Raw genomic sequence first — 19,372 nt, forward strand, 5'->3', positions numbered from 1 at the left:
GGGTTTCGAGAACTCCGGCTGTCTGGTCGAGGTTGCCGGCCAGCGGCCGGCACTACCGCAACCGGTTTATTTCGCCAGGTTCAGTTCCTTCAGCAGCTGCGGCGCCGGCGCCACTTCCTGCATGATCCACTGCATGTAGCGGCTGTCGACGGCGATCATGCGGGTCATCACCGGGTCGAACACCCAGTTGGAGCTGACCGATTCCCAGTTGCCGTCGAATGCCAGGCCGACCAGCCTGCCGTTGGCGTCCAGCACCGGCGAACCCGAGTTGCCACCGGTGATGTCCAGGTTGGACAGGAAGTTCACCGGCACCGAACCGATGCGCTTGTCTTCCAGGCCGCCATAACGCTTGGCCTTGACCGCGTCGAGCAGCGCCTTCGGCGAATCGAACGGATCTTCACCGGTTTCCTTCGCCGCCACGCCTTCCAGGGTGGTGAACGGGGTGTACTTCACGCCGTCCTTGCCGTAGCCCATGACGTTGCCGAAGGTGATGCGCAGCGACAGGTTGGCGTCCGGGTAGACGAACTCGCCCTGGCTCTTCTTGTAGTCGGCCACGGCCTGCAGGTACAGCGGACGCGCGGTCAGCGATTCGCCTTCGCGGATCTTCTTCTGCTCTTCCTGCTTCAGCAGTGCCGGCATGACAGCCACGGCGTACTGGATGGCCGGATCGCTGCTGGCTTCAAATGCGGCACGGTCGGCCTTGAACCATTTCAGGCGTGCGTCCAGGCTGCCGAGCTCGGTGCCCGACAGCTTGCCCACCAGCGCCTTTACTGCGTTGGCATCGCTGCCGGCCAGCCACTTGTTCAGCACTTCATTGTCGCGCTGCGCGGCCGGCAGGGCCACGTACTGCTCCAGCCAGTAGGCCTGCAGCTGCTGGTCCATCTTCGCCACGTAGCGGCGGTCCATCTGCTTCAGGCCACCTTCAATGGTGGTCAGGTCGCGCTCCTGGTAACCGGCTTCGCGCTCGGCATCCGGCTTGCTGCGCTCGATCGACAGGCGGTACAGGGTGATCGCCGCGCCAACGGCCGAGGTGTTGTTGAACTGGCCGACGAACAGGTCGCGTTCGCGGGTCGACTTGCTGGTATCCAGATGCTTGAGCAGCTGCGCATGTGCGGCCAGCGCGGGCTTGCCGGCAGCGCCCTGCTTCTTCAGCCACGCCAGCACGGCGGCCTCTTCCGCCTGTTTCTGGCCGGCGGCGTCGATGCGCTTGAAGCCTTCCAGCTGGCCCAGGTAGTTCTTGGCCACGTTGTTCATGCTGGCGGCGGTGGCGGCGTACTTCACCTTGACGTCGGCGTCGGCCTTGCCGGCGTCGGCGATCATCTTCAGCACGGCGTTGTAGTGCTTGGCGATGGTCGGGTAGGTGAAGCTGGCGGTTTCGTTGAACTCACCGGCCAGCGCGTAGCGGTTGGTGCGGCCCGGGTAGCCGGCCACCATCACGAAGTCGTCGGCGCCCAGCGGCTGGTCGGCGAACTTCAGGAAGTGCTTGGGCTGGTACGGCACGTTGTCGGCGGCGAAGGCGGCCGGCTTGCCGTCCTTGCCGACGTAGGCGCGGTAGAACGAGAAATCGCCGGTGTGGCGCGGCCACATCCAGTTGTCGACGTCGCCGCCGAACTTGCCGACGCTGCCCGGGGGCGCGTAGACCAGGCGCACGTCCTTGATTTCCATGTTGCGGAACAGGCGATAGGTGTTGCCGCCGGAGAAGCTGTACAGGCGGCAGCGGAACCCGGCATCGGCTTCACAGGCGGCAACCTGGGCCTTGTCGAAGGCGTCCAGCGCGCGACTGCGGGCCAGCGGGTCGTTGCCGGCGGCGGCGATGGCGGCCTTGGCCTGGGCGGTGACGTCGGTGATCTGGTCGAGCACGAACACGCGGGCGTTCGGGCCGGCGCTCAGTTCGTCCTTCAGGGTCGGCGCGTTGAAGCCGTCCTTGATCAGGTTCTTCTGCGCGGTCGAATTGAGCTGGATGGCGCCATACGCGCAGTGGTGGTTGGTGACCACCAGGCCCTGCGGCGAGACGAAGCTGGCGGTGCAGCCGCCCAGCGCAACCACCGCACCCATCGGGTCACCGGTCAGGTTGGCCAGCTGCTCCGGGGACAGCTTCAGGCCGGCCTTCTGCAGCGGCCCGGCGATTTCCGGCAGCTGCTGCGGCACCCACATGCCTTCTGCGGCGTGGGCGACCTGGACCAGCCCAAGGCTGGCGACGATGGAAAATGCAAGCAGGTTCGAGCGCATGGAGCGGCCCCTGGTAGTGGAACCCTCGATTGTAGCCCGCCGCCCTGCCCCGGCCCGAACCCCGGAAGTCATGCAATCGGATGCTTCCACCGTTCAGCGTCTCCACTGCGATCGGACGGAGGCGGGAGGCCAGGCCGATGCAGGACACGCCGTAAACCCCGCTCCGCGGCCCGGCCCAGCCGCTGGCGGCTGTGCGTTCTGGCGCTTGCGAAGCAGTGCTTCGCAAGCAAAGCGCCCTCACCCATGGGGGCTCGGTCGCGCCATCCATGGCGCTCACGGTCCTGCATCGGCCTGGCCTCTCGCCTCCCCACAGTCCCCTGGCCTCGGACGGTAGCGCCGAGCCACGCCCGGCGAGCGAAGCGGCGCTGCTGTTTGCAGCACGTTCGAAACGCCCGCCGGCGCACGTCTTTCGTTCCGCCACTGCACCCGCAGCGCAACATGGGAAATCCGCGCGGCACCCTATAATCCGCGCTTTCCCCCTGATGAGTTCCACCCCGATGGCGCAGCAAACGATGAAGGCCCTGGTCAAGCGCGAAGCAGCCAAGGGCATCTGGATGGAAGAGGTTCCGGTGCCGACTCCGGGCCCCAACCAGGTGTTGATCAAGCTCGAGAAGACCGCGATCTGCGGTACCGACCTGCACATCTATCTGTGGGACGAGTGGAGCCAGCGCACGATCAAACCGGGCCTGACCATCGGCCATGAATTCGTCGGCCGCATTGCCGAAATCGGCCCGGGCGTGACCGGCTACGAGATCGGCCAGCGCGTCTCGGCCGAAGGCCACATCGTCTGCGGCCACTGCCGCAACTGCCGTGGCGGCCGCCCGCACCTGTGCCCGAACACCGTCGGCATCGGCGTCAACGTCAATGGTGCCTTTGCCGAATACATGGTGATGCCGGCCAGCAACCTGTGGCCGATCCCGGACCAGATCCCGTCGGAGCTGGCCGCGTTCTTCGACCCGTACGGCAACGCTGCGCACTGCGCACTGGAATTCGACGTGATCGGTGAGGACGTGCTGATCACCGGCGCGGGCCCGATCGGCATCATCGCTGCCGGCATCTGCAAGCACATCGGTGCGCGCAACGTGGTGGTGACCGACGTCAACGACTTCCGCCTGAAGCTGGCCGCCGACATGGGTGCCACCCGCGTGGTCAACGTCGCCAACCAGTCGCTGAAGGACGTGATGAAGGAACTGCACATGGAGGGCTTCGATGTGGGCCTGGAAATGAGCGGCAACCCGCGTGCGTTCAACGACATGCTCGACTGCATGTACCACGGTGGCAAGATCGCCATGCTGGGCATCATGCCCAAGGGTGCCGGCTGCGACTGGGACAAGATCATCTTCAAGGGCCTGACCGTGCAGGGCATCTACGGCCGCAAGATGTATGAGACCTGGTACAAGATGACCCAGCTGGTGCTGTCCGGCTTCCCGCTCGGCAAGGTGATGACCCACCAGCTGCCGATCGACGACTTCCAGAAGGGCTTCGACCTGATGGAAGAAGGCAAGGCCGGCAAGGTCGTGCTCAGCTGGAATTGACCCGAAGGGTCAATTCCCCCGCATGTTTCCTTCTCCCCGCGCCTTTGGCGCGCCCCCTTGAACAACAAGGGGGCTCTTCCCCAGATGGGATCAAGAACACCGCGGAACTGAAAAAGGCGCCCGATGGGCGCCTTTTTCGCAATGCGTGCCAGGCAAGCCTGGCACCTACCGAAGCAAGGGTTACTTGCCGACGGCCACGGTCAGCAGCACGCGGCTGTGTGCCAGCTTGCCGGAGTTGTCGCGACCGTTGCCGTCGGTGCCGTAGTAGCCGAGGCCGACGTTGAACAGGCCGAACTGGCGTTCGACGCCGACGTTCCAGTCGGTATAGTCCTTGGCGATGCCGTCCTCGAAGGTGCTGCGGCCGACGTTGGCATTCAGGGTGAAGTCCTTCGGCAGGCCCCAGCTGCCGCCCAGGCCGAAGTACCAGCCATCGGTGCTGCTGTTCCAGACATCGTTGGTGTAGGCCACCGTCAGCTTGTAGGTCTCGTCCAGCGTGGTGGTGGTGATCAGCTCGTTGTAGTTCAGCTCGCTGGCACCGAGGTAGGTGTAGCGGTTCAGCAGCGCGTCGAAATTGACGCGGGGCGTGACGTCAACGCCGTAGCCGATCTGGTAGTCCACCTCAGTGCTCGGGTCGCCCGGACCGAAGTCGACGCCCGAACCCCAGACACCGGCATACAGGCCGACCGGCGAGGTGTAGGTGAAACCGGCCTGCAGGGTCGGCTTTTCGTCGGTCTGCGAGACACCACGGAACAGGTAATCGGAAACGGCGGTGACGTTCCAGCTGTACGGCGATTCGTTTTCCTGCGCACTGGCGGTGAACGGGGCGGCCAGGGTCAAGGCAGCGGCAATGGCGAGGCAGGCACGGGCGTGCTTCATGAGCGTCTCCGGTGGGGGCGGTGGCGTGGCGCGGAAGGCGAGAGCGGCCGGAGCGGGACAGCGCCGGTTCACGAATTTTTAACCCGTTTGCTATTGCGATGCAACATGTGTCCGCCGTGACGATGCCCCGCCCGGGCCGGTTGGCAAGCGGCGATGCCCGGTAGAATCGGCGGTTTCCCGTTCAGAGCCGTGCCCACGCCATGACCGACGCCTCCTCCGCCCTGACCCGCCACTACGCCGAGGAACTGGACGCCATCCGCGCCCAGGGCCTGTTCAAGTCCGAGCGGATCATCACCAGCCCGCAGTCGGCCGAGATCACCCTCGACGACGGCCGCAAGGTGCTGAATTTCTGTGCCAACAACTACCTGGGACTGGCCGACCATCCGGACCTGATCCAGGCCGCCAAGGACGCACTCGATACCCACGGCTTCGGCATGGCCTCGGTGCGCTTCATCTGCGGCACCCAGGACCTGCACAAGCAGCTGGAGAAGCAGATCGCCGACTTCTTCGGCAAGCAGGACACCATCCTGTACGCGGCCTGCTTCGATGCCAACGGCGGCCTGTTCGAGCCGCTGCTTGGCGAGAACGACGCAATCATTTCCGATGCACTGAACCATGCTTCGATCATCGACGGCGTGCGTCTGTGCAAGGCCAAGCGCTTCCGCTACGCCAACTGTGACATGGCCGATCTGGAAGCCCAGCTGCAGGCCGCCGATGCCGCCGGCTGCAAGACCAAGCTGATCACCACCGACGGCGTGTTCTCAATGGACGGCTTCATCGCGCCGCTGGACGAGATCACCGCGCTGGCAAAGAAGTACAACGCCCTGGTACACATCGACGAATGCCATGCCACCGGCTTCCTCGGTGCCACCGGCCGCGGCTCGGCCGAGGTCAAGGGCGTGCTGGAGAAGATCGACATCATCACCGGCACTCTGGGCAAGGCCATGGGTGGCGCACTGGGCGGCTTCACCTGCGCCAGCGCCGAGGTGATCGAACTGCTGCGCCAGCGCTCGCGCCCGTACCTGTTCTCCAACTCGCTGCCGCCGCACGTGGTAGCCGCCGGCATCAAGGCGTTCGAAATGCTGGCGGCCGCTGACGACCTGCGCAGCACCCTGGCCGAGAACACCGCCTACTTCCGCGAAAAGATGACCGCCGCCGGTTTCGACGTGAAGCCGGGCGTGCATCCGATCAGCCCGGTGATGCTGTATGACGCACCGTTGGCGCAGAAGTTCGCCGAGCGCCTGCTGGAAGAAGGCATCTACGCCATCGGTTTCTTCTTCCCGGTGGTGCCCAAGGGCCAGGCCCGCATCCGTACCCAGATCAGCGCTGCGCACAGCCGCGAGCACCTGGACCGGGCAATCGACGCCTTCACCCGCATCGGTGTCGAACTGGGCGTGGTCAAGGGCTGACCGCACCGGGGTCGGATCCCCAGGGGTAGCGCCGGGCCATGCCCGGCGATTTCCCGAAAGCCGCGCCATGCGCTCGCCGGGCACGGCCCGGCGCTACCGAAATGACGCGCGACGCGCGTCATTTCTTTTTCTTCTTGCCCTTCGGCTCTTCCTTGCTGGCAACCACTACCGGCTTGGCGGCAGCGTCCTGGCCATTGCCCTTGGCAACGCGGATGCCGTTGGCCTTCATCCAGGCATCGAACTCATCGGCGGTCATCTTCTTGTCGCCGTTGCTCATCAGGAAGCGGTAACTGCCGCGACCATCCAGCTGCGGGGTTTTCACTTCCACCACCGGGGTCTCGGCAGGCGTTTCCGCCTTGGCCACCTTCTTGTGGCCGCCGCAGGCGGCCAGCAGCACCATCGGCAGCAGCAGGCCTGCACAGCGCAGGGTTTGATTGAGGGTCGGGTGGTACATGGCAGGCTCCGTTCGGGAAAGTCGACAGCCAGGCGCCCCCTACGCCTGGAACGGCGGCCGGCAACTGCCGGCCACGGGCGATGATCAGCCCGGTGCAGCGGCCCCCAGCCGCTGCTGGTCGCTGACCTGCAGAACCCGCCACTGGCCCTTGCCGAGATCGCCGAGCAGCAGCCCACCGATCGCGACCCGGACCAGGCGCAGCACCTGCAGGTCGAAGGCCGCCAACAGGCGGCGGATATGGCGGTTGCGGCCCTCGTCGAGGACCACCTCCAGCCATGCGGTCTTGTCGCCACTGCGCAGTACGCGCACGGCACGGGCGGCGAGGAAATCCCCCTCATCCTCCACGCCGGTCTGCAGTGCCGCCAGGGTGGCGTCATCGGGCAGACGATCCACCTGCACGTGATAGGTCTTCTGCGGGCCGGTCTCCGGATCGGTCAGGTGCGCCGCCCACTGCGGATCATTGCTGAACAACAGCAAGCCTTCGCTGGCCTTGTCCAGGCGCCCGACCGGCGCGATCCACGGCAGGCCGGCACCATCGAAGCAGCGGTACACGGTGTCGCGACCACGCTCGTCCTGCGCCGTGGTGACCACCCCGCGCGGCTTGTTGAGCATCAGGTACAGGCGCTGCGGCGCCCCCATCGGCTGGCCGTCGACCTCGATGGGCGGCACCGGCTGGCCAATCGGAAATTCCGGGTCGCGCACGATGCGGCCGGACACGCGCACCCGGCCTTCGGCAATCCAGCGCGCGGCCTCGCTGCGCGAGCACACACCCGCCTTGGACAGCACGCGCGCCAGGCCATGGCGCACGCCACTGGATACATTCGGAGTCGCACGCCCACGCGGTGCGCGGGAGCGGGCGGCGGGGGCGGCAGGCGGGCGGCGCGTGCGCAAGCCTCTGCTCCCCGCGGCGCTTACTTCTTGTCGACCGGCTTGGTCTCAGCCGGTGCTTCGGCCGGGGCCGGAGTGGCGGCCGGAGCCGGACGCGCCTTGACCACGCGAACGCCGCGCGCCTTCATCCAGGCGTCGAACTCTTCGGCGGTCATGCGCTTGCCGTTCTGGCTCATGTCGAAGCGCCAGGGCGTGTTGTCGAATTCGGTCTGCGGCTTGTAGGCCGCCGGATCGTTCGGCTTCACCGCCGGTGCGCTCGGAATGGCCTTGGCGATGTTCTGGCAGCCGTCGATGCGCAGGCGCTGCAGCACCTGGTCCAGCGACTGCGACGGGTCGTAGTTGCTGCTCAGCACACCGGCCGGCATGCCCAGCTGGTTGCCACGGATGTACAGCTCGTCGGCCACTGGCGCGATAGTCGTGGCCGGCAACGGCAGCGGCGAGGCGCTGGTGTTGACCGAGCAATCGACCGCAGCGTGGGCGGCGGGAACCAGGGCCAGCGCCAGGACGGCGGCCGATGCAGAGCGCAGCATGAGGGGCATCCACGGAAGGAAGTGACGCGGCGAGTTTAGCAATGCCGCGTCAGCTTTCAAGCGCCACTTTCAATGAATACGACAACTTGTTGGTTTTACGGACAAAAGACCGACGAACGGTTGTGTTGCCGCGTCACAGGCGAGCTTCCTGGCCGCAGAAACAACAAGACCCGGCCGAAGCCGGGTCCTGCTGTGTCCTACGGGCAGAGCGTCAGAACTTAGTTCTGGACGTTCAGCTCGGTACGACGGTTCTTGGCGCGACCTTCCGGGTTGTCCGAACCATCCGGGTTGGTGTTCGGAGCAATCGGACGGCTCTCGCCGTAGCCGATCGGGCCGACCAGGCGACCGGCGTCAACGCCGTTCTTGGTCAGGTAGTTGTACACGGCGGTAGCACGACGCTCCGACAGCTTCTGGTTGTAAGCGTCGGTACCCTTCGAGTCGGTGTGACCGGCAACTTCAACGCGCAGATCCGGGTAACGCTTCAGGATCTCGGTGGCTTCGCTCAGGATCGCCACGGCGTCCGGACGCAGGTTCGACTTGTCGAAGTCGAAGTTGACGCCCTTCAGGTCGATGGAGACCGGAACCGGGCAACCGTCCGGACCGATGGTCTGACCCGGCTGCGAGTTCGGGCACTTGTCGTCGCAGTTGTTGACGCCGTCACCGTCGTCGTCCAGGTCGGCGCAGCTCGGGGCAACCGGAGCCGGAGCCGGAGCAGCCGCGACCGGAGCCGGGCCCAGCGGGATCACGACGCCGACCGAAGCCAGCACGTCGCCGAACCAGCTCTCGTCACGTGCGGCGATGCTCTGGTCGTCGAAGTCAGCGCGGTAGGCCACTTCGGCGCGGACAGCAACACGCTTCTCGAAGGTGGTCTGCAGGCCGACGCCCAGCTTGGCGGCAACATTGCCGTCCTTACGCTGGCGCGGGCCGTTGTTGTCGAGCGCAGCGTACTCTTCTTCCGACTTCTGGTAGCCCAGGCCACCGACGATGTACGGGTTCCAGCCGCGGCCTTCCTTGATGAAGTGGCGACGCAGGTCCAGCGAGACGCCGTACTGCGACCAGTTCAGGTCCTGGTTGCTGTCGAAGTTCGGGTTCTGGTAGTTCAGCTCACCGTCCAGCGACCAGTTCGGGCTGATGAACTTACCCAGGCCCAGGGTCACGAACGGAGCGTCATTGGTCAGACGGTCGCTGTCCTGGAAGTTGAAGCCGGCCGAACCGGTCAGGTACCAGCGGTCATCGAACTCCTGCGCCGAAGCTGCCTGGGCGAAAGCCAGGCCGCCCAGCAGCGCGGCAGTAAGGATCTTCTTGTTCATTGAGTACAGCTCCTATTTCGGGGGTATGAAACCGGTAGAGGCATGGGCCAGCACTAGTGCGTCGATGTTCGACAGCCGATTCAGCACGCCACCGCCGCGAACATTATGCTCAGGCGGGTGAAGGCCATGTTAACAGTCCCGTAACATGTGAAGTGTTGCGCCCGACCGTCCACCGGTCCGACGTTGAAACCCTATACAGGATGATGAAAATCCGCAAGACCCACACGCTGCAAGGGTTTGACGGGGTTTAGGCGCGAGAAGCGACATATTGCGCAACGTGCTGCATCACACGGTTCAGCGCGTCTGAGGAAACGTGAGGAACCTTATGATGGGATCACGAACCCAGCCGGAGCCGTGATGAAAGCCGTCGCCCTGAGTCGTGAATACGCACCCGCCCTGCGTGATGTCCTGCTGCCGCCGCCGCTGCCTCCTCGCGGCCGCGATCTGCTGGTGCGAATCGAAGCGGTTTCGGTCAACCCCGTCGATGGCAAGCAGCGGGCCGCCACCGATCCGGCCACCCTTGAGGTTCCCCGGGTGCTCGGCTGGGACGCAGCCGGCGTGGTCGAAGCCATCGGTGACGAGGCCAGCCTGTTCGCCTCCGGTGACGAGGTCTACTTCGCCGGTGACGTTACCCGGCCGGGCTGCAACGCCCAGTACCAGTGGGTTGATGAGCGCCTGGTCGCGCGCAAGCCGACCACGCTCGATTTCGCTGAAGCGGCCGCGCTGCCGTTGACCACTCTCACAGCCTGGGAACTGCTGTTCCAGCGCATGCCGCTGCAGCTCGATGGCCGCCGCCACGTGGGCCAGCACCTGCTGGTGATCGGCGGCGCCGGCGGCGTCGGCTCGATGGCGATCCAGCTGGCACGCCATGCCGGTTTCGAGGTGATCGCCACCGCCTCGCGCGAGGCCTCGATCGACTGGTGCCGGCAGATGGGGGCCACGCATGTGATCGACCATCGGCAGCCACTGCAGCCCCAGTTGCGGGCGCTGGGCATCGATGCGGTGCAGGTCGCGCTCAATCTGGCCGACACCGACCACTACTGGGATGAACTGGGCCAGCTGCTGGCACCGCAGGGCCACGTCGGCCTGATCGTCGAGCCGCGGGGTGCGCTGCGCATCGGCGATCCCTACAAGGCCAAATGCATCGGCATCCACTGGGAATTCATGTTCGCGCGTTCGCGCTTTGCCACCGCCGACTGTATCGAACAGCACCGCATCCTCAGCCGTGCGGCCAGCATGATCGATGCCGGCCAGCTGCGTGGCACGCTCAAGGAGACGCTGGGCACGATCAATGCGGCCAACCTGGACATCGCGCATCAGCGCCTGGCCAGCGGGCGCACGGTAGGCAAGCTGGCGCTGGTCGGCTGGGACGACTGACGCGGTGATGTAGAGCCGAGCCCACGCTCGGCTGCTGTGCCTGCCGCCACCCGCAGAGCACGGGCTCGGCCCTGCACAACCGCCCGCATGCAGGATCGACGCTACCTGTAGCAACGGATTGGCCGGCATCTGTATCTATGGATGATGCAGAAACAGCGATACGGTGGAAACAGATCCTCGCCCCCCCGGACCGCCATGCCCACCGCCCTGCCCTTGCGCCTGCTGCAATTGATCACCGGCCTGTTCCTGTACGGCTTCGGCGCCTCGCTGATGATCCGTGCCGCCATCGGCGTGGCACCCTGGGATGTGCTGTCGCAGGGCATCGCTGCGCAGACGCCGCTGTCATTCGGCTTGGCAACCAATGCCATCGGTGCATTGGTGCTGCTGCTGTGGTGGCCGCTGCGGCAGAAGCCGGGCGTCGGCACCGTGCTCAACGTGATGCTGATCGGCCCCTCCGCACAGTTCGGGCTGTGGCTGCTGCCGCCGGCCGTCGGCCTTGGCTGGCAGCTGGCGATGTTCTGTGGCGGCATGCTGCTGGTGGCGCTGGCCACCGGCCTGTACATCGGTGCCCGCCTTGGCCCGGGGCCACGCGATGGTCTGATGACCGGTCTGCATGCTCGTACCGGCTGGCCGATCTGGAAGGTGCGCAGCCTGATCGAAGGCAGCGTACTGCTGCTGGGCTGGTGCCTGGGCGGCAATGTCGGCCTCGGCACCCTCGCCTTCGCCCTGCTGATCGGGCCGCTGTGCGGAATGACGCTGGGCTGGTTCGGGATCGGTCGACCCGCGCCGGTAGTGCCGGCCGCTGGCCGGCAACCGCAATCGCCCTGAGTTGACCGGAATGCCGGCCAGCGGCCAGCACTACCAAACCGTCAGACAGCGGCCAGCCCTTCCAAAGAAGCGGCCCTTGCCCCGGCCGCCGTTTCGCGGCACGCTTCGCGCTTCCGTACGCAAGCGTATCGACCATGTCGCCAGCCAACGAAAGCGCCTATCCCCACCTGTTCGCCCCGCTGGACCTGGGCTTCACCCAGCTGCGCAACCGCGTATTGATGGGTTCGATGCACACCGGCCTGGAAGATCGCGCCCGCGACTTCCCGCGGCTGGCGGCCTACTTCGCCGAGCGCGCCGAGGGCGGCGTCGGCCTGATCGTCACCGGCGGCTTCGCGCCCAATGTGGTCGGTTGGCTGAAGCCATTCGGTGGCAAGCTGTCCTGGCCCTGGGAAGTGCGGCCGCACCGCCAGCTCACCGCCGCCGCGCACCAGCACGGCGCGAAGATCTGCCTGCAGCTGCTGCATGCCGGCCGCTATGCCTACCACCCGTTGTCGGTGGCACCGTCGAAGCTGAAGGCACCGATCAACCCGTTCACCCCGCGCGCATTGTCGGCCAGCGGAGTAGAGCGCCATATCGCCGACTACGCTCGCAGTGCCAAGCTGGCCCGCGAGGCCGGCTACGACGGCGTGGAAGTGATGGGCTCGGAGGGCTACCTCATCAACGAGTTCATCGCCCCGCGCACCAACAAGCGCGCCGATGCCTGGGGCGGCGACGCGCGCCAGCGCATGCGCTTCGCGGTCGAGATCGTGCGCCGCATCCGCGAGGCCTGCGGCCCGGACTTCATCATCATCTACCGCCTGTCACTGGTGGATCTGGTCGACGACGGCAGCGACTGGGACGAGATCGTTCAACAGGCGCAGGCGATCGAGGCGGCTGGCGCAACGATCATCAATTCCGGCATCGGCTGGCACGAAGCGCGCATTCCGACCATCGCCACCTCGGTGCCGCGCGCGGCCTTTGCCGGCGTCACCGCCAAGCTCAAGCCGCATGTGAAGGTACCGCTGGTGGCGACCAACCGCATCAACATGCCCGACGTTGCCGAACGCATCCTGGCCGGTGGCGGCGCCGACATGGTGTCGCTGGCACGCCCGCTGCTGGCCGACCCGCAGTGGCCGAACAAGGCCCGTGCCGGCCGCGCGGAGGCGATCAACACCTGCATCGCCTGCAACCAGGCCTGCCTGGACCACGTGTTCGAGAACAAGCTGGCCAGCTGCCTGGTCAATCCGCGCGCCGCCCACGAGACCGAGCTGGTCTATCGTCCCACGGCTACGCCGAAGAAGGTTGCGGTGGTCGGTGCCGGCCCCGCCGGCCTGGCCTGCGCCACTGTCGCTGCCCAGCGTGGCCACCAGGTCACCCTGTTCGATGCCAATGATGAGATCGGCGGCCAGTTCAACGTGGCCAAGCGCATCCCCGGCAAGGAAGAGTTCCACGAGACCCTGCGCTACTTCCGCCACGCGCTGCAGGAGACCGGCGTACAGCTGCGCCTGGGTACCCGCGTCGACGCTTCCCAACTGGCTGGCTTCGACGAGGTGGTGCTGGCCACCGGCATCACCCCGCGCAAGGTCGATTTCCCCGGTGCCGATCACGACAAGGTGGTGAGCTACCTGGACGTGCTGCTGGGACGGGTCGAAGTGGGCGCCAATGCGGCGATCATCGGCGCCGGCGGCATCGGCTTCGATGTCGGCGAATTCCTCAGCCACGCCGGTGAATCCCCCTCGCTGGATCCGCAGCGCTGGATGGCCGAATGGGGCGTGGATGCCAGCTTCGAGGCACGCGGCTCGCTGGGCCGGCCCCAGGTCGAGCCGTCACCGCGGCGCTTGTGGCTGCTGCAGCGCAGCCCGGGCAAGCCAGGCGCGCGGCTGGGCAAGACCACCGGCTGGATCCATCGCGCCACACTGAAGGCCAAGGGCGTGCGCATGCTCGGTGGCGTCGAGTACCTGGGGGTGGACGACGAGGGCCTGCGCATCCGCGTGGACGGCAGCGAACAGCTGCTGCCGGTCGACCATGTGGTGATCTGCGCCGGGCAGGAACCGAACCGCACGCTGCAGGCCGAACTGCAGGCGGCCGGCATCAACGCGCAGCTGATCGGTGGTGCCGACGTGGCCGCCGAACTCGATGCGAAACGCGCCATCGACCAGGGCAGCCGGGTCGCCGCCGCGCTCTGATGAGCGCCTGAATGGGGGACGGAATGTGATTTCCGTCACCCCGGTTGAACCTGAATGTCAAGCCGAGCGGTTCATGATGCGTTCGGCTATGCCCCCCTACCTTGCGCCATCTTTCCGCTCACCAGCCAGTTTCCGGTGAGCCGGCGCAGTCCCCACGATCGGTACTGATCGTTTCTTTTGGGGCTGCCCACGGGGCGGCCCCGATGGCCGCCTCCCCATGACGCCAAGTCGTCCCCCGCCTCCTGCCGCCCCGCGGCCGGAACCGGAGGGTGCGGCCCATACGGAGCAAGGAGTTAGTTGTATGAAACTGGCCTGGATTCTCTGGCTGTCGCAGTTGCTGCCTCAGCCGGCCGCTGATTCACTGTGTTTGAGCACCACCGTCTACCTGGAAGCCCGCGACCAGACCCTGCGCGGCCAGCAGGCCGTTGCCGAGGTTGCCCTGCGCCGTCTCGACAGTGGCCTGTGGGGCGACTCGATGTGCCAAGTGGTCACCGCGCGCAAGCAGTTCGCACCGACCATCGTCTCCCCCGGCACCCAGCTGGGCAATGACGCGGCGTGGAGCGAAGCGATGAACGTGGCCTTCGACGCCGAGCGCAACTGGGCGCTGCCGGCCGGCGAACGCCGCGAGATCGTGCCCGGTGCCAGCCACTTCGCCGCGCTGTCCATCGCCAGCCCGAACTGGCGCAACGCCTACCAGGTGGCGACCATCGGCGATCACACCTTCTACAAGGTGCAGAACCTCAAGCCGCGGCAGTCGTAACGATCCGTGCTGGCGGCAGCGTTGCCGGCCGCCGCCGGGCTCTGGGATAGTGGGCGTTTCCCGCCCGCATCACCTGGAGTTCCCATGAAGCTGTACAGCAAGCCCGGTGCCTGTTCCACCGCCGACCACATCGCCCTGCAGTGGACCGGCCAGCCGTTCGAGGTTGAACTGCTGAACAAGGACACCCTGAAGGGTCCGGAATTCCTCAAGATCAACCCGGCCGGTGCCGTTCCCGCACTGGTCGACGGCGACTTCGTGCTGCTGCAGAACGCCGCGATCATGGGCTACATCGCCGACCGCTTCCCGCAGGCCGGCCTCGGCGGTGATGGCAGTCCGCGCCAGCGCGCCGAAGCCACCCGCTGGCTGGCCTTCGTCAATTCCGACGTGCACCCGGCCTTCTCGCCGCTGTTCGCGCCGGGCAAGTTCATCGCCGACGAGAGCCAGTACGACGCGATCCGCGCCGCCGCGCACAAGCGCCTGCGTGGCCTGTTCGAGACCGCCGACAGGCAGCTGGCCGACAAGCCCTGGCTGGCCGGCTTCCGCAGCTTCGCCGACCCGTACTTCTACATCACCCTGCGCTGGGCCGCCGGTACCAAGGTTGATCTGTCCGGCCTGGACAACCTGGCCGCCTACAAGGCACGCATGGACGCCGATGCCGGCGTGCAGGCCGCGCTGAAGGCCGAAGGCCTGGCCTGAGGATGACCCGGGGGTCAGGGCCGTTTGCGTGTCGAACGGATCTGACCCCGCTGGTTGCCAAACGCGGGGTCGGATCCGCCTGTACCGCAGGCGGCTCTGACCCCATCCGTTGCATCCTCACACTCAGCCGATCTGGCGGATCACTTCGCCCTTGGCATCGCGCAGATAGGTCGGCACCACGTCGATGCGCAGCGCCTCCGTCAACGGGTAGATGCCACGTTCGGCACGCACGCCGGCCAGGGCCCGCAGCCCCGCCTCGCTCAGCGCCCAGCGCGCGCTGTCCGCCGACAGTTCGCCCACGTCGCCATGCCCGGCTGGAATGAACGCCCATTGCCGCTCGCGACTGACCAGTTCCAGCGACTTTCCGTGGCGCAGGCGCAGCGGCAGCAGTTCGCACACGCTGGCGACCTGGCCCGCGCCGAGCACCAGCGTGGTGACGCCCGCCTCCTGCCGCCAGTCCAACGTCTCGACGAACAGCATGCCGGTGCTGGAGCCCTCGCGCTCGCTGCCGGCCCTCACCCGTTCGGCCAATGCCGGATCTTCCAGCAGGTTGCCGCGATGCAGGTCGCTGATCCACAGCGGCATCGCCGGCTGCAGTGCCTGCAGCACGCCACGCGTCGACCAGCGCTTGAGCGCCTCCATCTCCTCATCGGTCAGCCCGACCAGCTGCAGGAACTGCAGGTGGCCATTGGCGGTGTCGCGTGCCGGCAACTGCGGGTCGGCAATGAAGGCCAAGTGGCACAACCGCGTGTCGGTCTCCAGTGCGATCGGGCCGTTCGCATTCAGATGGTGGCCATCCTCGAACACGTTGCCGCTGCCGAACACATAACGCGCCAGGTTCTGCAGCAGGTTCATCGGCCACACCGGCGGCGTGCTGTCGGCGTTCTCAGCGGCTTCGGCAGCGAGACGGAACGTCAGCTCGAAACCATAGCCGCTGGCGGCAGCATCACTGCTCTCCTTGGCATACAGCTCGGAAAAACCGTAGGTGATGTAGTGCCAATGCGGAACCGGCGCATCCGCCCAGTACACACTGATGCCATCCAGCGGATCCTGGCCGCCGAGCGTGTAGGGAAGCGCGGTGCCGTAGTGTCGCGGCTCCTGCCCGGCATACAGCGGCGCCAGCGCCGCATTGATCGCGTCCCAGCCGGGGGTGTCGGTGTCATCGTGGTCGTCCTGCACGCGGGACTCCTTGTGGGAAAGTGAACCGATCACTTTACGCGGTGGCTCAGGCCTGCACGACCTCTTTGCCAGCGTTTACTACGGCGGACTGGGTTTCCTGCCACCAGCGCTGGGCCAGCGCCGGGCTGCGCGCCTTGCCCACCGCCGCCAGCAGTTCCGGGCAAAGGCGTTCCAACGCCAGCGCATCGGTGCAGCGTTCGATCTTCAACTGCATGAAGTAGCCCTTCAGCCCCAGATGGCGCCGCACCGCCTCGCTCATCGCGTCGTACAACTGCTGGTACAGCGCCGGGTCCTGTTCGCGGCCGGTGCTGATGCCACGCGCCGGAGCGGCCTCTACGCTCCCGCCGATCACCTCGATCAGTCCCTGTGCGGCCAGCTGCTCCAGTGCATCCGGAGGTGCGCGCAGGCCATCGAACAGGCCACGCAGTTCGGTGTCATCGCGATGGCCATCGACCATCAGCAGGATTGAACGCAGTGCCGCCGGCAGGCGCCGGCCACGGTCTTCGATTTCCTGACGGCCAGCCGCCGTCTTGGCGTGCAGCAATGCCATTGCCTCCCCCTCCCTCGATGCGCAATGCCGGCGCGCCCTGGCGGGCACGCTCCCCTGCAACCGAGCTTAGCGCACCGGTTGCAGGGAGGAAGCTGCGGTGCAGCAACGGCCTCCCCTGTAGAGCCGAGCCCATGCTCGGCTGCTTTGGCAAGGCATGCGGAGCCGAGTATCGGCTCGGTTCTACAGAAGCAGGTCAGCGGCCCAGCGCGCGGCGGATTTCCTCCAGCGCGCTGGGATCATCCAGCGTCGACAGGTCGCCCGGGTCACGCTGCTCGGCCAACGCCTGCAACGAGCGCCGCAGCAGCTTGCCCGAACGGGTCTTGGGCAGCGCGTTGACCACGTGCACATGCGCCGGGCGCGCGACCGCACCAAGCGAAGTCGTCACCGTCGCCATCATCTCGGCCACCACCGGCGCCGGATCCTCGCCCTCAAGCCCCTGCTTGAGGGTGACGAACACCAGCGGCACCTGCCCCTTCAGCTCGTCCTTGACCCCGATCACGGCAGCCTCGGCCACGCGCGGGTGGCTGGAGATGGCCTCCTCGATCTCGCGCGTACCCAGACGATGCCCGGCCACGTTGATCACATCGTCGGTACGGCCGAGGATGAAGGTATAGCCATCGTCATCGCGGATCGCCCAGTCCAGCGAGCTGTACAGCAGTTCCTTGAAGTGGCTGAAGTAGCTCTGCAGGAAACGACTGTCGTCGTTCCACACCGTGCTCATGCAACCCGGCGGCAAGGGCGGCGACACCACCAGCACGCCCTTCTGCCCCGGCGCCACTTCCTCGCCGGTGTTCTCGTCGATCACCTTCATCCGATAGCCGAGATTGGGGAAGCCCGGTGAACCGAAGCGGACCGGCTTCATCTCCAGGCCCGGCAGCAGGGTCAGTGCCGGCCAGCCGGTTTCGGTCTGCCAGTAGTTGTCGATGATCGGCTTGCCCAGCGCTTCGCTGATCCAGTGCGCGGTGGGTTCGTCCAGCGGCTCGCCGGCCAGGAACAGGTACTTCAGGGCGCGCAGGTCGTGGCGATGGATGAAGTCCGCGTCGTGCTTCTTCAGCACGCGGATGGCGGTGGGTGAGGAGAACATGGTGCGCACGTTGTACTGTTCGCACAGCGCCCACCAGATACCCGGGTCCGGATTCGTCGGCAGCCCCTCGTACAGCAACGAGGTGCAGCCACCGATCAGCGGGCCGTACACGTTGTACGAGTGGCCCACCGCCCAGCCGACGTCGGAAGTGGAGAACATCACCTGGCCCGGCTTGCAGTCGAACACGGTCTCCATCGACTGCGCCATCGCCACCGCGTAACCACCGACATCGCGCTGCACGCCCTTCGGCTTGCCGGTGGTGCCGGAGGTGTACAGCAGGTAGCTCGGCTCGCTCGCTTCAAGCCACTGCACCGGCACATCGACTTCACCAACCTGTGCACGCAGCGCGGCGTAGTCCACGTCGCGACCCGGCACGCGGGGTTCGGCGGCATCCAGCCCACGCGAGACGATCAGCACGTGTGGTGGCGGCGAAGCTGCTTCGGCGCAGGCCGCGTCAACCATCGGCTTGTATGGAATCAGCTTGCCGCCGCGCATGCCGGCATCCGCTGCGATCAGCAACTTCGGCTTCGCATCGTCGATGCGCAGCGCCAGGTTGTGCGCGGCGAAGCCACCGAACACCACCGAGTGCACCGCACCGATGCGCGCGCAGGCCAGCATCGCGAACACGGCTTCGGCCATGTTCGGCATGTAGATCACCACGCGGTCACCGTGGCCGACGCCGAGATGCTTGAGCACGGCGGCGAAGTCGTTCACTTCGCGATACAGCTGGCGATAGGTGATCTCGCGGGTGCTGTTGGTTTCGGTGGAAATCGCAACCAGCGCGAGCTGGTCGGCGCGCGTTGCCAGGTGGCGGTCGACGGCGTTGTAGCAGAGATTGGTTTCACCACCGACGAACCAGCGCCGGAACGGCGGGTTGCTGTAATCGAGCACCTGCTGCGGCGGTTTGTGCCAATGGATGCGCTTGGCTTCCTCGCCCCAGAACGCCTCCGGCTCGTCGATCGAGCGACGGTAGGTTTCCTCGTAGTTCATGACGCAGCCCTCCCAGACAAAGTCATGGGTTCGAGGATAGTCCGGCGCTGGCGCGCGGGCCGCCCTACCTTGGTAGGGGGTGGGGTTTGTTGTGCAGGGCTTGCAGCCCTGCACCTCGGTACGCGCCATCGCATGCGCGCTGCCGCTCCCACGCTTCGCTGCGCGAACCGCGGGCCCCACTTACCAACACCCAAACCCCCGCCGCTTCGCGGCCGCTCCCTGACTCAGGGGGCTCTGCCCCAGACACGATCCGACGCCCGCCATGCCGGATCTGACCCCGGATGTATTTCGATATCTGACAGATTCCATCCACGCATAGCATGGATCCATCAGATCGCGGGAATCTGTCAGAGGCGGGACGGTGTCGGAGTACGGGGTGTCAGCCGCATGGGCCCGAGGCATGCCTCGGGCGGGTTGGGCAGGACGCCCAACCCCGGTCTTGCCGTGTGCGCAGGAAAGCGCACACGAGCAAGCGGCTGCCAAGCCTACACGGACGTACTTGCGGCGTCCCC

General features: G+C 66.4%; 16 protein-coding genes. 7 read left to right on the plus strand and 9 right to left on the minus strand.

What is annotated here, in order from left to right:
* Nucleotides 1-66 precede the first annotated feature (66 nt).
* Nucleotides 67-2,229, minus strand: a complete 2,163-nt coding sequence (locus AC5P5V_RS04085) for a S46 family peptidase (protein ID WP_061480604.1) — start codon at nt 2,227-2,229, stop codon at nt 67-69.
* A 512-nt stretch (nt 2,230-2,741) separates the two neighbouring features.
* Here AC5P5V_RS04085 and tdh point away from each other — a divergent pair.
* Nucleotides 2,742-3,764 (plus strand): L-threonine 3-dehydrogenase, encoded by a 1,023-nt coding sequence (gene tdh / locus AC5P5V_RS04090; protein WP_005415442.1) that lies wholly within the window; start codon nt 2,742-2,744, stop codon nt 3,762-3,764.
* Between the two features lie 180 nt (nt 3,765-3,944).
* Here the strand turns inward: tdh and AC5P5V_RS04095 are convergent, their stop codons facing one another.
* Entirely contained in the window at nt 3,945-4,640 is a 696-nt protein-coding gene (locus AC5P5V_RS04095) for a TorF family putative porin (protein ID WP_061480603.1), read from the minus strand.
* 200 nt (nt 4,641-4,840) lie between these two features.
* On the opposite strand from AC5P5V_RS04095, the gene kbl reads away from it, so the two are divergent.
* Nucleotides 4,841-6,049, plus strand: coding sequence for a glycine C-acetyltransferase (gene kbl / locus AC5P5V_RS04100; protein ID WP_005415440.1), 1,209 nt, complete (start codon nt 4,841-4,843; stop codon nt 6,047-6,049).
* Between the two features lie 118 nt (nt 6,050-6,167).
* Here kbl and AC5P5V_RS04105 read toward each other — a convergent pair whose 3' ends face one another.
* The 4 genes from AC5P5V_RS04105 to AC5P5V_RS04120 all read right to left on the minus strand — a co-directional run bounded on the left by AC5P5V_RS04105 (nt 6,168) and on the right by AC5P5V_RS04120 (nt 9,231).
* Nucleotides 6,168-6,503, minus strand: a complete 336-nt coding sequence (locus AC5P5V_RS04105; protein ID WP_134968339.1) for a hypothetical protein — start codon at nt 6,501-6,503, stop codon at nt 6,168-6,170.
* Between the two features lie 84 nt (nt 6,504-6,587).
* Complete coding sequence (locus tag AC5P5V_RS04110; protein WP_061480602.1) at nt 6,588-7,394, minus strand: pseudouridine synthase; 807 nt, start codon at nt 7,392-7,394, stop codon at nt 6,588-6,590.
* Between the two features lie 20 nt (nt 7,395-7,414).
* Complete coding sequence (locus AC5P5V_RS04115) at nt 7,415-7,921, minus strand: hypothetical protein (protein ID WP_005408235.1); 507 nt, start codon at nt 7,919-7,921, stop codon at nt 7,415-7,417.
* Between the two features lie 218 nt (nt 7,922-8,139).
* Nucleotides 8,140-9,231 carry an OmpA family protein gene (locus AC5P5V_RS04120; RefSeq protein WP_049416163.1) on the minus strand — a complete coding sequence of 364 codons (1,092 nt, stop codon included), beginning with the start codon at nt 9,229-9,231 and terminating at the stop codon, nt 8,140-8,142.
* Nucleotides 9,232-9,588: 357 nt separating this feature from the next.
* Here AC5P5V_RS04120 and AC5P5V_RS04125 point away from each other — a divergent pair, with 357 nt between their 5' ends.
* The 5 genes from AC5P5V_RS04125 (at nt 9,589) to AC5P5V_RS04145 (ending at nt 15,057) form a co-directional block, all read left to right on the plus strand.
* Nucleotides 9,589-10,608 (plus strand): zinc-binding alcohol dehydrogenase family protein, encoded by a 1,020-nt coding sequence (locus AC5P5V_RS04125; RefSeq protein ID WP_061480600.1) that lies wholly within the window; start codon nt 9,589-9,591, stop codon nt 10,606-10,608.
* Nucleotides 10,609-10,803: 195 nt separating this feature from the next.
* The gene (gene yczE / locus AC5P5V_RS04130; RefSeq protein ID WP_061480599.1) at nt 10,804-11,436 is read left to right on the plus strand and encodes a membrane protein YczE; all 633 of its coding nucleotides are present in this window, start codon (nt 10,804-10,806) and stop codon (nt 11,434-11,436) included.
* Between the two features lie 134 nt (nt 11,437-11,570).
* A complete protein-coding gene (locus tag AC5P5V_RS04135) occupies nt 11,571-13,601 on the plus strand; it encodes an NADPH-dependent 2,4-dienoyl-CoA reductase (protein WP_061480598.1) in 2,031 nt (676 codons plus the stop codon).
* A gap of 301 nt (nt 13,602-13,902) precedes the next feature.
* Nucleotides 13,903-14,361, plus strand: coding sequence for a cell wall hydrolase (locus tag AC5P5V_RS04140; protein ID WP_004154513.1), 459 nt, complete (start codon nt 13,903-13,905; stop codon nt 14,359-14,361).
* An 84-nt stretch (nt 14,362-14,445) separates the two neighbouring features.
* Nucleotides 14,446-15,057: a glutathione S-transferase N-terminal domain-containing protein gene (locus AC5P5V_RS04145; protein ID WP_231352565.1), complete on the plus strand. Its 612-nt coding sequence runs from the start codon at nt 14,446-14,448 to the stop codon at nt 15,055-15,057.
* Between the two features lie 123 nt (nt 15,058-15,180).
* On the opposite strand, the gene AC5P5V_RS04150 is transcribed toward AC5P5V_RS04145, so the two are convergent.
* From AC5P5V_RS04150 to prpE, 3 genes are all read right to left on the minus strand, one after another.
* Entirely contained in the window at nt 15,181-16,236 is a 1,056-nt protein-coding gene (locus AC5P5V_RS04150; RefSeq protein ID WP_231352564.1) for a suppressor of fused domain protein, read from the minus strand.
* A 46-nt stretch (nt 16,237-16,282) separates the two neighbouring features.
* On the minus strand, nt 16,283-16,786 hold the full coding sequence (locus AC5P5V_RS04155) for a hypothetical protein (RefSeq protein ID WP_005415431.1): 504 nt from the start codon (nt 16,784-16,786) through the stop codon (nt 16,283-16,285).
* A 193-nt stretch (nt 16,787-16,979) separates the two neighbouring features.
* The gene (prpE, locus tag AC5P5V_RS04160; protein ID WP_005415430.1) at nt 16,980-18,860 is read right to left on the minus strand and encodes a propionate--CoA ligase; all 1,881 of its coding nucleotides are present in this window, start codon (nt 18,858-18,860) and stop codon (nt 16,980-16,982) included.
* Nucleotides 18,861-19,372: the final 512 nt, after the last annotated feature.

This window comes from Stenotrophomonas sp. YJH_SMC_130, assembly GCF_059369035.1.

What these genes read in the sequence shown, in the direction of transcription:
- AC5P5V_RS04085 (WP_061480604.1), bottom strand. Translation starts at nt 2,229, where the DNA reads ATGCGCTCGAACCTGCTTGCATTTTCCATCGTCGCCAGCCTTGGGCTG.
- tdh (WP_005415442.1), top strand. Translation starts at nt 2,742, where the DNA reads ATGAAGGCCCTGGTCAAGCGCGAAGCAGCCAAGGGCATCTGGATGGAA.
- AC5P5V_RS04095 (WP_061480603.1), bottom strand. Translation starts at nt 4,640, where the DNA reads ATGAAGCACGCCCGTGCCTGCCTCGCCATTGCCGCTGCCTTGACCCTG.
- kbl (WP_005415440.1), top strand. Translation starts at nt 4,841, where the DNA reads ATGACCGACGCCTCCTCCGCCCTGACCCGCCACTACGCCGAGGAACTG.
- AC5P5V_RS04105 (WP_134968339.1), bottom strand. Translation starts at nt 6,503, where the DNA reads ATGTACCACCCGACCCTCAATCAAACCCTGCGCTGTGCAGGCCTGCTG.
- AC5P5V_RS04115 (WP_005408235.1), bottom strand. Translation starts at nt 7,921, where the DNA reads ATGCTGCGCTCTGCATCGGCCGCCGTCCTGGCGCTGGCCCTGGTTCCC.
- AC5P5V_RS04120 (WP_049416163.1), bottom strand. Translation starts at nt 9,231, where the DNA reads ATGAACAAGAAGATCCTTACTGCCGCGCTGCTGGGCGGCCTGGCTTTC.
- AC5P5V_RS04125 (WP_061480600.1), top strand. Translation starts at nt 9,589, where the DNA reads ATGAAAGCCGTCGCCCTGAGTCGTGAATACGCACCCGCCCTGCGTGAT.
- yczE (WP_061480599.1), top strand. Translation starts at nt 10,804, where the DNA reads ATGCCCACCGCCCTGCCCTTGCGCCTGCTGCAATTGATCACCGGCCTG.
- AC5P5V_RS04135 (WP_061480598.1), top strand. Translation starts at nt 11,571, where the DNA reads ATGTCGCCAGCCAACGAAAGCGCCTATCCCCACCTGTTCGCCCCGCTG.
- AC5P5V_RS04140 (WP_004154513.1), top strand. Translation starts at nt 13,903, where the DNA reads ATGAAACTGGCCTGGATTCTCTGGCTGTCGCAGTTGCTGCCTCAGCCG.
- AC5P5V_RS04145 (WP_231352565.1), top strand. Translation starts at nt 14,446, where the DNA reads ATGAAGCTGTACAGCAAGCCCGGTGCCTGTTCCACCGCCGACCACATC.
- AC5P5V_RS04155 (WP_005415431.1), bottom strand. Translation starts at nt 16,786, where the DNA reads ATGGCATTGCTGCACGCCAAGACGGCGGCTGGCCGTCAGGAAATCGAA.
- prpE (WP_005415430.1), bottom strand. Translation starts at nt 18,860, where the DNA reads ATGAACTACGAGGAAACCTACCGTCGCTCGATCGACGAGCCGGAGGCG.